This window comes from Alcaligenes aquatilis (genome assembly GCF_003076515.1).
GTDB lineage: Bacteria > Pseudomonadota > Gammaproteobacteria > Burkholderiales > Burkholderiaceae_B > Alcaligenes > Alcaligenes aquatilis.
Map to the genome: position 1 here is coordinate 917,933 of NZ_CP022390.1, position 14,606 is coordinate 932,538.

The following is a 14,606-nucleotide window of genomic DNA, read 5'->3' on the forward strand; positions in this document are numbered from 1 at the left end:
GACTGACTATTTGCCTTGGAAAGGGAGAAGGGCATATGTCCTTGGCCGTGCTGAACAGTTGTGCCTTGTCGGGCCTGGATTTCATCGATGTACGCGTTGAGGCGCATGTCGCGCCGGGTTTGCCCGCTTTCCATATTGTGGGTTTGCCCGATGCCGGTATTCGTGAAAGTCGCGAGCGCATACGAGCGGCCTTGCACGCCAGTGGTTTTGACTTCCCCGCCGCCCGGTTGACGATCAATCTGGCTCCTGCGGATCTGCCCAAAGATTCGGGACGCTTCGATTTGCCAGTGGCTTTGGCGATTTTATTAGCCAGCGGCCAGCTTAGTCGTCCGGATGATAAAGAGCGCGAGCAGGCAATTACCGGTTTGGATCGTTATGTGATGGCTGGGGAGCTGTCGTTAACCGGCGCTGTGGTCCCTGTTCAAAGCGCCTTGACGATAGCTTTGGGCATGGCGCGTCGGCATTCGGGACTTTGTCTGTTGCTGCCCGCGCAAAGTGCTGAAATTGCTGCATATGTGCCGGATTTACAGGTGCGTGGTGTGGCCAGTTTGGCTGAGGCCGCAGCCTATCTACGTGGCGATACCGAGCTGGAACAGACGGTAGCTCAGCCTTGGCCGGAGCAGAATACGGATCAACAGTTTTGTTTATCGGACGTGCTGGGACAGTCTTTGGCTTGCCGTGCGTTGGAGGTGGCCGCGGCGGGTGGGCATAGCCTTCTGCTAAACGGCTCACCGGGAGTGGGTAAGACGATGTTGGCCCAACGATTGCCCGGCCTATTGCCGGATTTGGATCGATACGCACAACTGGAAGTGGCCGCCTTGTATTCCTTTGTGCAAGAACAGGATTTTTTTAGCAGGCGCCCCCCATTTCGCGCCCCCCATCACAGCGTTTCCACTCCCGCCTTGATTGGCGGTGGTAGCCGGCCCAGGCCAGGAGAGGTGTCCTTGGCTCATCACGGCGTGCTGTTTCTTGATGAGCTGCCTGAGTTCAGTCGACGTTCTCTGGAGGCCTTGCGCGAGCCCTTGGAGCAAGGTTGTGTGCGTATCTCTCGTGCGCAGAAGCAGGCTGTCTTTCCGGCTCAATTTCAATTTGTGGCTGCTATGAACCCGTGTCCTTGTGGATGGGCGGCGAGTCAACATCGGGCTTGTCGCTGCTCTTTGGCTCAGCGAGAACTTTACAGGCAACGTTTGTCTGGACCCATGCTGGACAGAATTGACCTGTTGGTGACGATGAGTGAGTCTGATCCGGAACGTGATCAGGCCGCACAGTCATCCAGTCACGTACGAAAGCGGGTGCAAGAAGCCCTGGATAGGCAACTTGCTCGCCAGGGAAGCAGTAACGCCCATTTATCGGTTGCCAATCTCAGAGAGTATGCGGTTTTGTCTGAGGATGCGGTGCACTTATTGCTTAGCGCACGTAAACGTTGGCATTGGTCGGAAAGAGTGCAGGGGAGAGTGCTGCGTGTGGCGCGAACGATTGCAGATTTGGCAGGGATGGATCAAATTGTCCGTCACCATATTGCAGAGGCTTTGCAATTTCGTCCTGATTTGCCGTAACTCACACAGGCCCACAAGGGCGGATCAGCCGCTTGAAAGAGGAGGTAACGTTTAAGGCATATGGTCTTTGCACTTCGCTCAGGCTCAGGTCCAAAGCGCCTAGGGTTTTAGATTTGCAAGTTATGGATAAAGCCGTGCGCTGCGCCAGAGGACAAGGAAGAGGCTGTCGCGGAATTTTTCGCTACCAGTAAGATATTAGTATGAGTGTTTTCCTCTCCTGGTTTATCGCTGGCGTTTTTTCGGGCTTTTTCTTAATTCGATTCAAGGGTGTGGAATTTTAAATAAAATACGTGGGCACCATCGATACCCTCTTTGAGGGTGAGTATCTTTTCAAATAGAGCGTTGCTGATTTCCAGCTTGGTTTGGAGGTAAATCAGACCGCTGACAAAGTAAGCATCGCAGCCTAGAGCGACGACGGCACCATCTGCATTGTCGTCGCTTGTTATTGTAGGCAGGGCTGCGCGGGTACGGCGGCTTGGGAGTGTTCAGCGCGTCAATCCATGTCACTACTTCTTTGTGATCAATAAGTGGGTTCATGGTGCCACTCCGTATGCAAGACAGCAGGGCCTGCTGCTGCGGCAAAAGTCTTTTTTTAGTTTTTATCTGAAAAATCGTTTTTATAGAAAAACTTCACTTCTTGCGTGTATTCCTATTCCTATTTGTTTTGTTTTTTATTTTATATTTCTTTTTTTTTATTAATTGAATTTATTTTATGGGTTTTTTTCAAAAAAAATGATCGAATATATGAGTGATCAGGAGGCGGTGTGATTATGTTTTGGAATCTGCTCGATGGTCTTATTTGAGTTTTTTTCTGCCTTTTTCATGCGCTGAATACCCTGCTTTTAATCTCTATCTGATGATGTTTTGTATTTAATTGATTTGTAGCCTGTGCGCTATTTTTTCGTGTTTAAAGATGGTTTGGGGTGATGGGTGTTCCGAAAATAAGTGACAGGCACAGTCTATGAACGAGGCCGTCCCACACGATCGCCCGGATGCTGTGTGGTACCGCGCCCTAAGAAGAGACACTGTTCCTTGCTTTCCTTGATGGTCAGATAGCAAGGGCTCTACTATAAAAAATCCCCCTGATATCTGGACAATTTCCCAAGAATCACTCTATAATCAAGGGCTTTTCCCCTGTTTGGATCTGTTTCTGGCAGCGGGCAAAGAAAAAAATAAGTGCCTGTTGTGGGTCATACAAGTGTCCGCCAGCTTCCTAGGCGACCACCCGCAGACACAAATTAGTCGAGTAATTTCATGCCTAAAATGAAAACCAAAAAAAGCGCTTCCAAGCGCTTTGTGGTTCGTGGTAGCGGTTCCATCAAGCGGGGCCAAGCGTTCAAGCGTCACATTCTGACCAAGAAGACGACCAAGAACAAACGTCAGTTGCGCGGTGCCGTCGAGGTTCATAAAGCCGACGTCGCTTCCGTAAAAGCAATGATGCCTTTCGCTTAATTAGGGGGAATCACACATGTCACGAGTAAAACGCGGTGTTAACGCACGCGCACGCCACAAAAAAGTAATTGCCCAGGCCAAAGGTTTTCGCGGCCGTCGCGGTAATGTATTCCGTATAGCCAAACAGGCTGTCATGAAGGCAGGTCAGTACGCCTATCGTGACCGCCGTAACAAAAAACGCGTATTCCGCTCGCTGTGGATTACTCGTATCAATGCAGCCTGCCGCGAACTGGACATGAGCTACAGCCAGTTTATCGCCGGCCTGAACAAAGCCTCTATCGCTTTGGACCGTAAGGTTCTGGCTGACTTGGCTGTTAAAGACAAGGCAGGTTTTGCTGCTGTTGTTGCACAGGCTAAGAACGCTCTGGCTGCTTAAGCGGTATCTGACTGTATAGTTCACAAACGGGGCCTTTGGGGCTCCGTTTGTTTTTGGAAAGTAACACGCCATGACTTCCTCTCACGACGATCTGATTGCCCAGGCTCGGGCCTTATTTGAGCAGTCTCAGGACGCCGCCTCGCTGGAAAACGCCAAAGCTCGGTTTTTGGGCAAACAAGGTGCCATCACTGCCTTGATGAAAGGCCTTGCCCAGATGGAGCCGGAGCAGAAAAAAGCAGCAGGTGCCAGCATCAACGTGCTCAAGCGCGAAATTGAAGGTTTGCTGAACGATCGTCGTGCTGCCTTGGCGGCAGAACAATTGAACCAGCGACTGGCTCAAGAACAAATTGATGTGACTTTGCCTGGCCGGGGCCGTGGTACCGGTGGTATCCATCCGGTGATCCAGACCTGGCAGCGTGTCGAAGCCATTTTCCGCTCTATCGGTTTTGATGTGGCTGACGGCCCCGAGATCGAGAATGACTGGACAAACTTTACCGCTCTGAACAATCCAGAGAATCACCCGGCCCGCTCGATGCAGGACACGTTCTATATCGATATGAACGACGAGCAAGGTTTGCCTTATTTGCTGCGTACACACACCAGCCCCATGCAGGTGCGCTATGCCCGCATGAATCAGGCGCCCATCAAAGTGATTGCCCCCGGCCGCACCTATCGAGTCGATAGTGATGCCACCCACTCGCCCATGTTCCATCAGGTGGAAGGGCTGTGGATTGCCGAGGATATTTCCTTTGCCGACCTGAAAGGCGTTTACACGAATTTTCTGCGTGCTTTCTTTGAAAGCGATGATCTGGTCGTGCGTTTTCGACCTTCTTTCTTCCCCTTTACCGAGCCATCTGCCGAGATTGACATGATGTTCTCCTCCGGCCCCAACAAGGGCCGTTGGCTGGAAATCTCCGGTTCCGGGCAGGTTCACCCGCAAGTGGTGCGCAATTTCGGTTTGGACCCAGAGCGTTACATCGGTTTCGCCTTTGGTTCCGGACTGGAGCGCCTGACTATGTTGCGCTATGGTGTTAACGATTTGCGCCAGTTCTTTGAAGGCGATCTGCGCTTTCTGAAGCAGTTCAATCGTTGATTCCTACTTCGCGCCGCTGGGCCTCTTAGGCCCGGTCGGTTCCGGTATACGCCGTTTTACGTCTCCATCTTTGCATCATGTTATTTTCCGAATCGTGGCTGCGCCGCTTTGTGAATCCCAAACTGGGAACTGAAGAACTGGGTCATCAACTGACGATGGCTGGTCTGGAGGTTGAAGAAATTCAAGCCGCCGCGCCAGCGTTCGAGAATGTTGTCGTTGGCTTTATTGCCGAGATTGCCCCTCATCCTGACGCTGACCGCCTGCGCGTCTGCCAGGTCGATGACGGCTCGGGCAAGCTGCTGCAGATTGTGTGCGGTGCGCCCAATGCGGCTCAAGGCATCAAGATTCCAGTGGCCCGTGTGGGTGCGGAACTGCCCGGTGGCATGAAAATTGGCCCGGTCAAAATGCGTGGCGTGGAATCCGCCGGCATGTTGTGCTCGGGTCGCGAGCTGGGTCTGTCGCAAGATCACGATGGTTTGTTGGTACTGGATGCAGACGCACCCGTGGGCCAGAGCCTGCGCGAACTGCTGGATCTGGACGACCAGATTATCGAATTGAAATTGACGCCTAACCGTGCAGACTGTCTGTCCGTGCTGGGCGTGGCGCGTGAAGTGGCCGCTCTGACGGGCGAACCACTGGCACTGCCCGACTTCACACCTGTTCCTGTCACGATTGAAGATCGCGTTTCCGTTACCGTGAAAGACGCCGATCTGTGTGGCCGTTTTGCCGGCCGTGTGATTCGTGGCGTCAATGCGCGCGCCCAAACCCCGGACTGGATGAAAACCCGTCTGGAGCGTAGTGGCCAGCGTTCGATCTCCGCGTTGGTGGACATCTCCAATTACGTCATGCTGGAACTGGGCCGTCCTACGCACGTGTTCGATTTGCAGCATGTACAAGCCGGTCTGGAAGTGCGTTGGGCACGTAAAGGCGAACAGTTGGAGCTGTTGAGCGGTTTGAACGTCGAGCTGGATACCGATGTTGGCGTGATCGCGGTTAACGATGTCCCGCAAAGTATGGCCGGTATCATGGGGGGCGAGCAAAGTGCTGTCACGCTGGATACCACTGACGTGTATCTGGAAGGCGCTTTCTGGTGGCCAGAAGCCATCATGGGCCGTGCTCGTCGCTACAAGTTTTCTTCCGATGCCAGCCACCGCTTCGAGCGTGGTGTGGACTTCGACTCCATTACTCAGCATCTGGAGCGCACCACAGCGCTGATCCTGGAAATCTGTGGTGGCCAGGCCGGTCCTATGGATGATCAGGTTGTAGCCTTGCCCGAGCGCAAGCCCGTTGCCATGCGTCTGGATCGCTGCCGCCGTGTTCTGGGTATTCCTCTGGAACAAAAGCAGGTTGAGAGCATCTTCACCTTGCTGGGCCTGGAGTTCTCGGTGGCTGACGGTGTCTTTACGGTCAACCCTCCCAGCTTCCGTTTCGACTTGACGATCGAAGAGGACCTGATCGAGGAAGTCGCCCGTATTTACGGTTTTGAAAATATTCCTGATCTGCCTCCAGTTGCTGCCGCGCAAATGCGTGTGCCGGCTGAGTCCTTGCGTGGCCCGCACGCCTTGCGCGCTGTGCTGGCTGCTCAGGACTACCAGGAAGTCATCAACTTCTCTTTTGTGCAAGAGTCCTGGGAAAAAGACATTAACGGGCAGGCTGATCCTATCCGTTTGCTGAACCCCATTGCCAGCCAATTGGCGGTGATGCGTACCAGCCTGATTCCTGGGCTGCTGGCCAATATCGAACGCAATGCCAACCGTCGTCAGTCGCGTGTGCGTGTGTTCGAGTTCGGCCGCGTTTTCATGCGCGATGCTTCCCAGGAAAATGGTCCTTTGACCGTGGCCGGTATCCATCAGCCCAATCGCATTGCGGCCGCTGCCTGGGGCCCTGTCGTGACCGAGCAGTGGGGCCAGCCTGATCGTCCGGTTGACTTCTTTGACGTTAAGCGCGATCTGGAAACCTTATTGGGCCAACGTGCCGCTCAAGTCCGTTTCGAGCCTGAAGCTCACCCCGCCTTGCATCCAGGCCGTAGCGCCAGTGTGAAGCTGGATGGTAAAACCATAGGCTGGATTGGTGAAATCCATCCCCAATGGTTAAATGAATTTGGCCTGAGCCAGGCTCCCGTGGTCTTTGAGGTGGATGTCGATGCCATCTCTCACGACGAAGTGGTGCATGCCAAGGAAGTATCCAAGCAGCCCGTGGTGCAACGAGATCTGGCGGTTTGGCTGGATAAAGACGTATCCTATCAAGCTGTGCTGGATACCTTGAACCAGGTGCGCAGCACGGCAGCGGCCGCCGCCATCGTCAAGGACATTCAATTGTTTGACGTTTGGCGCGACAAGAACGATGCATCGGAAAAGAGTCTGGCGATTCGCTTCTGGTTGCAAGACAGCGCAAGCACGCTGGATGATGAGCGTGTCGAGCAATGCCTGGAGGTATTGTTGACGGCACTGGTATCCGTGCATGGCGCTCGGGCAAGGGCATAAGGAGACACAATGAACGTAGAGCGTACTTTGACCAAGGCGGATTTGGCCGAACTCTTGTTTGAGCGCGTTGGCTTGAATAAACGTGAAGCCAAAGATATTGTGGATACTTTCTTTGCCGAGATTCGCGACTCTTTGGCCGACGGTGTGGAGGTCAAGCTGTCCGGTTTTGGTAATTTCCAGGTGCGGGACAAACCCCCGCGTCCTGGCCGTAACCCCAAGACCGGCGAAGTGATCCCTATCTCGGCCCGCCGAGTGGTGACTTTCCATGCCAGTCAGAAGCTCAAAAGTGTAGTCGAAGGGGCGCCCGTGGCACCCGAGGATGACCAGGACTGAGCCCTGGTACGTTTGCGTACAGTTTTGCCTGACTGAACGTGTAAAATCATTCCTATTGTCGATCAGCATCAGTGGCCATGAGCACAAACGAAAAGACGGCGACCTTGCCACCTATCCCTGCCAAGCGTTATTTCACAATCGGTGAAGTCAGTGAGCTTTGCTTGGTCAAGCCCCATGTCCTGCGTTATTGGGAGCAGGAATTCACGCAGTTAAAGCCCGTCAAGCGACGCGGTAACCGACGCTATTACCAGCACCACGAGGTGCTGCTGATACGCCGGATTCGCGGCTTGCTGTACGACGAAGGCTTTACGATCAGCGGGGCGCGCAATCGCTTGGGCGATGGCCCAGATATGCCTTTTGATCAGGAAGCGGCTGTGCGACTGACTGGCCAGGAGATGCAGGCTTTGCGCACTAATCTTGGCCAGATCCAGACAATGTTGGATCAAGCCTTGGCAATGACCGATCCGGGCTCGGCCCAGTAATTCGGAATTGCTCAGCAGGAAAGAAGGTCGGCCTTGGAGCCGGCCTTTTTCATGGAAGGAACACGCAGTGAACTTACGTAGTCAGGCTTTAAAGGCTTTGTTAGTGCAAGATCCCGTTGGCAAGTTGGCAGCGGTAAGGGCAATTGCTCATGGTTTGCCCGTAGGGGCAGACGAACATCTGGACGAGCCGGCAGGTGTGCCAGGACGGCCCCAGGGTTTGTGTTTTGTCAGCCCTCAACAGGTTCCCAAGCGTTCCGTGCGGACTGTTCAGGGTCGCGCTGCCTTATTACATTCTCTGGCTCATATTGAGTTCAATGCCATCAATCTGGCTCTGGACGTGTTGTGGCGTTATCCAGGTTTGCCGGACTCGTTTTATGCGGGCTGGTTGCAGGTGGCGGTGGAGGAAGCACTGCATTTTGAGCTGCTAAGCAATCATCTTCAAACACTCGGTGTCTGCTATGGGGACTTGCCCGTCCATGACGGGCTGTGGGAGATGGCTGAGCGAACGCGCTTTGATCTGTTGGCGCGTCTGGCCTTAGTGCCGCGCACCCTGGAAGCGCGGGGGCTGGATGCTTGCCCCCTGGTGCATCGTAAGTTACTGGATGCCGGAGATGAAAAAGCGGCTGCGATTATCGCCCTCATTTTGCGTGATGAGGTTGGGCATGTCGCGTTGGGCAATTACTGGTATCGCAAAGTCTGCCAAGAGCAAGGTTTACCTGACTTTGATACCTATGGTCAGTTGGCACAGCGCTATCGCGCGCCACGTTTGCGCGGTCCCTTTAATCGCCAAGCCCGCCTGGAGGCGGGCTTCACGGTCGAGGAAATCGACGAGCTGGAACGGCTGGATGCTGCTTTTAAGAGCGGGTTGCCGACGAGTTAGCTTCCGTATTGGCCTGGGGCAGATTATCCAGCTGTCCAAAGCTGACGATGCGGCCAATATACAGAACGGGGCCTTCTGGTGCACCGCTATTGGAGCCGCCTTTTGCCTCCAGGGTCATTTCAAAAATCTGCTCGTCTTCTACGGTGCCAATCAAAGCAGCGGGTACCGTGATGGGGCGATTGGGATCAATCAAGCCCAAAGAACGGATTTGCGTGCCACGCGGCGTGTGTGTCCACAGTTGTACCGACTGCGTGGCGTTGACTTCGGTGTTGACCTTGGGCACTAGCAAGACATTGCCTTGTGGATCCACCGTAGCAATCCAGGCCGGGGTCGAGGATTGGCCGGGGGCCTGCAAAATGGCAGCTTGACGCGGCTTCATCTCAATAACGTTGATGGGGGGCTCGGAGTTCAGGTTCATGAGCAAGGCAATGACCAGGCCCAGAATCACGATAGCCGCCAAGCCACCTAGCAAAATTGGCATGGGCATGGCAAAGCCAAGGGACTTGCGTTCGCCTTCAACGGGTTCGGGTCTGCGTTTCTGCTCGATCGCCACAGATTCAGGTTCGCTTTTCGCGGACTTTTTCTTCTCTGCCACTGGGGGCGCAACTGTCGGCGCTGGATTGGGTGCGGCAGTAGCGGCTTTTGTGGCTGGGTCAGAGTCGGCGCGTAGCAAGGTGGGGAAGGGCGGCGTGTGATCGTCTGCCTTGCTGCTCGGGTTAGTGTTGTTGTCTGACCAGCGAGGTTCAGTGCGAGTGGCAGTTTGCGTTTGAGCCGCGCCGGTCTTTATGCCGGGTTCCTGACGTTCCGACTTGATGGCTGGAGTGCTTGCACTGGCGTTGTTGGCGCTGTCCGGCTTGGATGATTCGTCAGCGCCAGTGGCCGTGTTGCCAGCCTGGTGACGTGCAGTAGGTGGTGGCAAGCCCAAGGTGTGGTGGATATGGGCCAGGCTAGTGGGCGCGGGCAATGTTGGGGGCAGGCAGTCCACCAGTTCCAGCCAGGCATGTTCCCAAGCCAATGCCAGACGCGCGGCCTGATCATTTTGCTGCATCAGGCTATGGGCTTGAACCAGCTCATGTTGGCTGAGCAGACCCAGGGTGTACTCGCCAATCATCACGGCGTGACGTGGGTCGTTGATATTGCCTTCATTGATCAGGGGAGTGAGCTGCTGCAAGCCATGTTGGACCACCGCGCGTAATTGGGCGGGAGAGCGGTTCAGTTGAGGGCCCAGTTGTTCGTAACTGTTGCCGTGCAGGTAAGCATGGATCATGGCACGTTGACTGGTGCCATCGAGCTTGCCCATGGCAGGGATAAAACGTTGTCCAGCTTGTGGCTTGATGGCGGGCAGGGCGTAATGGTTGTCGCCGCTTTGCGTGCGTTGACGCAGTCGAGCCAGCAGCCTGAAGCGCAGAATGCTGTAAATCCAGGCGCGTCCTTCGCCCAGGTCTGGGTCATAGCCGGCGGCATTCTTCCACAACAAGACAAAGCTATCGCGCAGAACTTCTTCGGCATCAATACGGCGACCCAATACGGCCTGGCCTAAGGCCAGCATCAAGGGCGCTTCCTGGCTGTACAGCACATCCAGCGCCTGGCTGTCTTGTGCGGCTAGCTGATCCAGGGAAGAAGAATACGAAAAAGAAGAAGACGGCATGGATGGGTTTTGCACGGTAAAGGGATTCAAGAGCCATATGTCCGCTATCAGACGCTGTTTTTGTTTTGTTTGCGCCTGTTTCAGACAAGCAGGTATTGTATGCCTTTCGCTGAGGGCTTGAAGGTAACAAAGTGCTGGATTGCCAGCATTTTCTTTGCAGTGGCAGGACGTGAATTTCCCCATCTGCAGCACTGGAGGCTTGATGGTTGACGTCTTTGCTGCCGCTACTGTGGTGTGCAGACCAATAATCAGTCCAACAAGCACGCCGACGGCAGGGTCTTGGCAGGGGTGGCGAGTGTAAAAGGCTATACTGCTTGGCTAGGTGCTGCCTGGTTGTTGTTGGTGATTAGTCAGGTAGCGGGCCTCCTTTCTGTATTCGTATCAAGGGCATAGCAGGAGCCTGCCTGCCAGTGGAAAGTATCGTTTGCTTGTCCCGCCTTGATTTCAGCGTTGTGCTGTAACTTATTTTTAAGCTGTCTGCGGTTCTTCGGCCTTGTGCTGGTGGACTCGGGCCTGTTGCGTGTGCCTCCTCGTCCTGAAGTGCTTGATGGTGTCTCCGGTGGTCTGAGCACCCTGAAATCCTTATTTCCTTACGTTTGGCGATTCAAGACTCGTGTGGTCTTGGCCTTGTCCTGTTTGCTGCTGGCGAAAGTCGCTACAGTGATGATGCCGATTTACCTAAAGCGGGTGATCGATGCCTTGAGTCTACCTGCGACCGCGCTGATGCTGCCGGTAGCCGCGTTGTTGGGATATGGTGCTGTGCGTCTGGCCTCCAGCGCTTTGGGTGAAATACGGGATGCCTTGTTTGCGCGAGTCACGCAAGGTTCGGTGCGCCTGATTGCGAACCACGTTTTTCGCCATTTGCTCGATCTGTCCTTGCGCTTTCATACCGAACGTCAAACGGGTGGTTTGAGCCGGGACATTGAACGGGGCACCAAAGGCGTCAGCTTTTTGCTGAATTTCCTGGTCTTCAATATTTTGCCGACCTTACTGGAAATTGCTCTGGTCTGTGGGATCTTGCTTTGGCGTTACGACTGGGTCTTTGCGGCGGTGACCTTGGGGACGATTGCTGCCTATATTGTGTTTACCTTGCTGGTGACAGAGCGGCGCATGCGTTATCGGCGCGCCATGAATGACTTGGATAGTCGTGCCAATTCGCGCGCAATTGACGCCTTGCTCAATTATGAGACAGTCAAATACTTCGGTAACGAGGACTACGAGATCAATCGCTACGACCAGAATATGGGCCAGTGGGTTCATGCTGCCGTGCGCAATCAGGTATCGCTGAATCTGCTCAATATCGGTCAGGCCTCGATTATCAGTGTTGGGGTGACAGCCTTGCTGTTCATGTCGGCGCAAGGGGTGCTGGCCGGAACCATGACGGTCGGTGACGTTGTGCTGGTGTCCGCCTTCCTGACTCAGCTTTATGCGCCTTTGAACTTTCTGGGCTTTGTTTACCGCGAGATCAAGAATTCCCTGGCCGATATGGAGCGCCTGTTCTCCTTGCTGCGTCGCAAGCAGGAAGTGAAAGATGCGCCGAATGCTCAGGTCTTGTCCTGTGAGCAGGCGGGCGTGCGTTTTGAGAACGTCAGCTTCGCCTATGACAGCCGCCGCAAGGTCATCCAGAACCTGAGTTTCGAGATCCCCGCAGGCAAGACCGTTGCGGTAGTTGGGTCTTCGGGCGCCGGTAAGTCCACTTTGTCGCGCTTGCTGTTCCGTTTCTACGATGTGACGGAAGGCCGAATCCTGTTTAATGGTCGTGAGCTGCATGAGTGGACGCAGGACAGCTTGCGCCGTCATATCGGTATCGTTCCCCAGGACACGGTCCTGTTCAACGATACGATTTTGCACAATATTGCTTATGGCCGTCCTGACGCCAGCACAGAGCAAATCGTGGCCGCGGCCCGTGCCGCCAGTATCCACGACTTCATCGAAAGCCTGCCCGATGGTTATGACACGGTTGTGGGCGAACGTGGCTTGAAGTTGTCCGGGGGCGAAAAACAGCGGGTGGCCATTGCTCGCACCTTGCTGAAGAATCCGCCGGTGCTGATTCTGGATGAGGCCACCAGTGCGCTGGATACCCGCACGGAACGGGCGATCCAGGCGGAATTGAACGAGATTGCACGCGAGCGCACGACCTTGATCATTGCCCACCGTCTGTCCACGATTACAGACGCGGATTTGATTCTGGTTCTGGAGCGTGGGCAGATCGTGGAGCAGGGCACACACAGCGAACTTTTAGCCCTGGATGGCACCTATGCCCGTATGTGGAATATCCAGCAAAGTCTGCAGGGATAATTTGACCATATAGTACCAAAGCAGTACTATATAGTTCTACGACCTGTTCAGAGAGAAGGAATGCTGCGAATCAGTAAAATCATTGATTACGGCACTTTAGTGCTGACACACATGGCTGGCGATCCAGACCGTGTGTTCAGTGCGTCTGACTTGGCCGCCATCCTGGGTTTGGGCCAACCAACTGTCAGCAAGGTGCTTAAACTGCTGGGCCAGCACGAGTTGGTGATCAGTAGCCGAGGCGCACGCGGAGGGTATGTATTGGGCCGCCCCGCCAAACAGATAAGTGTAGCGCAGATTATTGATGCACTGGAAGATCAACCCTTTGGCTTGACTGAATGTGTTGCCACTCCTGGAGCCTGTTCCGTGGAGTCAGATTGCCATATACGCAGTAATTGGCAGCGTATCAACGATATTGTCCGTCGCACCTTGGAAGAGGTCAGTGTTGCAGACATGATACGTGTGCCCGTTAATGAATTTCCCCTGACACACAAGCCGGGTCCCGAATTGAAAAACAGAAACAAGGCGAGCACCTCCAACGTGGAGTTAACCGAATGAGTACCGTCAACGAACATCTGGACACCTTCCTCGATCGTGATTACGAGGCAGGCTTTGTCACCGACATCGAGTCTGAAACCATACCGAAAGGTCTGAACGAAGACGTCATCCGTTTCCTGTCCGCGAAAAAACGCGAGCCGGAGTTCATGCTGGAATGGCGCCTGGCTGCCTACCGCCAGTGGCTGACCATGAAATACCCCAAGTGGTCGATTGTGGAATATCCACCGATCGATTTTCAGGACATCAGCTATTACTCCGCGCCCAAGAGCAAGGCCGACGGCCCCAAGAGCCTGGACGAGGTGGATCCTGAGTTGTTGCGCACCTATGAAAAACTGGGTGTGCCTTTGCACGAACGCGCTCGTCTGGCCGGTGTGGCCGTGGACGCCGTGTTTGATTCCGTCTCGGTTGCCACCACTTTCCGTAAAGAGCTGGAAGAAGTCGGTGTGATCTTCTGTTCCTTTTCCGAAGCCGTGCGTGAGTACCCGGAGTTGGTACAGAAATACCTGGGTACGGTAGTCCCTCCTAGCGATAACTTCTACGCCGCTCTGAACTCGGCGGTGTTTTCCGATGGTTCCTTTGTGTACATCCCCAAAGGCGTACGTTGCCCCATGGAGCTGTCCACCTACTTCCGTATTAATGCGCGCGATACCGGTCAGTTCGAGCGCACCCTGATCATCGCGGAAGAGGGGGCTTCGGTCAGCTATCTGGAAGGCTGTACGGCGCCGATGCGTGATGAAAACCAATTGCACGCAGCGGTCGTGGAGCTGGTCGCCTTGGACGACGCCAAGATCAAGTACTCCACCGTACAAAACTGGTACCCCGGTGATAAGGACGGCGTAGGCGGTATTTATAACTTCGTCACCAAGCGTGGCGAATGCCGTGGCGCACGCTCGCACATCTCCTGGACGCAGGTTGAAACCGGCTCGGCCATTACCTGGAAATACCCCAGCGTGGTCTTGCGTGGTGATGACTCTCAAGGCGAGTTTTATTCGGTCGCCCTGAGCAATCATCGCCAACAAGCCGATACTGGCACCAAGATGATTCATATGGGTCGCAATACCCGTAGCACGATTATCTCCAAGGGGATTTCGGCGGGCCAAGGTATCAATACCTATCGCGGCCTGGTTCGTATTACTCCCAAGGCAGAAAACGCCCGCAATTACACCCAGTGTGATTCGCTGCTGATTGGCAAGCGCTGTGCTGCACATACCTTCCCAACCATGGAAGTGCAGAACCCCAGCGCCAGTGTGGAACACGAAGCAACGGCTTCGCGCATTGGCGAGGACCAGCTCTTTTATGCCATGCAGCGCGGCCTGACTGCCGAAGACGCCGTCTCCATGATCGTGAACGGCTTTTGTAAAGAAGTGATTAAAGAATTGCCCATGGAGTTTGCGGTCGAAGCACAGAATTTGCTCGGCGTCAGCTTGGAAGGCAGTGTAGGTTAAGGAGA

General features: G+C 54.5%; 12 protein-coding genes. 11 read left to right on the forward strand and 1 reads right to left on the reverse strand.

Annotated features, from left to right (window positions below; genetic code table 11):
* Window positions 1–35: 35 nt before the first annotated feature.
* The 8 genes from CA948_RS04350 (at window position 36) to CA948_RS04385 (ending at window position 8,655) form a co-directional block, all read left to right on the forward strand.
* Entirely contained in the window at window positions 36–1,556 is a 1,521-nt protein-coding gene (locus CA948_RS04350) for a YifB family Mg chelatase-like AAA ATPase (protein ID WP_094196584.1), read from the forward strand.
* Between the two features lie 1,254 nt (window positions 1,557–2,810).
* Window positions 2,811–3,008 carry a 50S ribosomal protein L35 gene (gene rpmI, locus CA948_RS04355; RefSeq protein WP_003800367.1) on the forward strand — a complete coding sequence of 66 codons (198 nt, stop codon included), beginning with the start codon at window positions 2,811–2,813 and terminating at the stop codon, window positions 3,006–3,008.
* Window positions 3,009–3,024: 16 nt separating this feature from the next.
* The gene (rplT, locus tag CA948_RS04360; protein ID WP_009454390.1) at window positions 3,025–3,384 is read left to right on the forward strand and encodes a 50S ribosomal protein L20; all 360 of its coding nucleotides are present in this window, start codon (window positions 3,025–3,027) and stop codon (window positions 3,382–3,384) included.
* A gap of 70 nt (window positions 3,385–3,454) precedes the next feature.
* On the forward strand, window positions 3,455–4,477 hold the full coding sequence (gene pheS / locus CA948_RS04365) for a phenylalanine--tRNA ligase subunit alpha (RefSeq protein WP_094196585.1): 1,023 nt from the start codon (window positions 3,455–3,457) through the stop codon (window positions 4,475–4,477).
* A 77-nt stretch (window positions 4,478–4,554) separates the two neighbouring features.
* Window positions 4,555–6,960 carry a phenylalanine--tRNA ligase subunit beta gene (gene pheT / locus CA948_RS04370; RefSeq protein ID WP_108727424.1) on the forward strand — a complete coding sequence of 802 codons (2,406 nt, stop codon included), beginning with the start codon at window positions 4,555–4,557 and terminating at the stop codon, window positions 6,958–6,960.
* Window positions 6,961–6,969: 9 nt separating this feature from the next.
* Complete coding sequence (locus CA948_RS04375) at window positions 6,970–7,293, forward strand: integration host factor subunit alpha (protein ID WP_009454385.1); 324 nt, start codon at window positions 6,970–6,972, stop codon at window positions 7,291–7,293.
* Between the two features lie 77 nt (window positions 7,294–7,370).
* Window positions 7,371–7,775, forward strand: coding sequence for a MerR family transcriptional regulator (locus CA948_RS04380; RefSeq protein ID WP_108727425.1), 405 nt, complete (start codon window positions 7,371–7,373; stop codon window positions 7,773–7,775).
* 67 nt (window positions 7,776–7,842) lie between these two features.
* Window positions 7,843–8,655 carry a ferritin-like domain-containing protein gene (locus CA948_RS04385; protein WP_094196588.1) on the forward strand — a complete coding sequence of 271 codons (813 nt, stop codon included), beginning with the start codon at window positions 7,843–7,845 and terminating at the stop codon, window positions 8,653–8,655.
* On the opposite strand, the gene CA948_RS04390 is transcribed toward CA948_RS04385, so the two are convergent.
* Entirely contained in the window at window positions 8,630–10,333 is a 1,704-nt protein-coding gene (locus CA948_RS04390; protein ID WP_238988655.1) for an anti-sigma factor domain-containing protein, read from the reverse strand. The two genes, CA948_RS04385 and CA948_RS04390, sit on opposite strands and share 26 nt — an antisense overlap.
* A 486-nt stretch (window positions 10,334–10,819) precedes the next feature.
* Here CA948_RS04390 and CA948_RS04395 point away from each other — a divergent pair, with 486 nt between their 5' ends.
* From CA948_RS04395 to sufB, 3 genes are read left to right on the forward strand one after another with little or no spacing between them, the layout of a single operon-like run.
* Window positions 10,820–12,601: an ABCB family ABC transporter ATP-binding protein/permease gene (locus tag CA948_RS04395; protein WP_094198338.1), complete on the forward strand. Its 1,782-nt coding sequence runs from the start codon at window positions 10,820–10,822 to the stop codon at window positions 12,599–12,601.
* Between the two features lie 60 nt (window positions 12,602–12,661).
* Complete coding sequence (locus tag CA948_RS04400; RefSeq protein WP_094196590.1) at window positions 12,662–13,156, forward strand: SUF system Fe-S cluster assembly regulator; 495 nt, start codon at window positions 12,662–12,664, stop codon at window positions 13,154–13,156.
* Complete coding sequence (gene sufB, locus CA948_RS04405; RefSeq protein ID WP_094196591.1) at window positions 13,153–14,601, forward strand: Fe-S cluster assembly protein SufB; 1,449 nt, start codon at window positions 13,153–13,155, stop codon at window positions 14,599–14,601. Before CA948_RS04400 ends, sufB begins: the two co-directional genes overlap by 4 nt.
* Window positions 14,602–14,606: the final 5 nt, after the last annotated feature.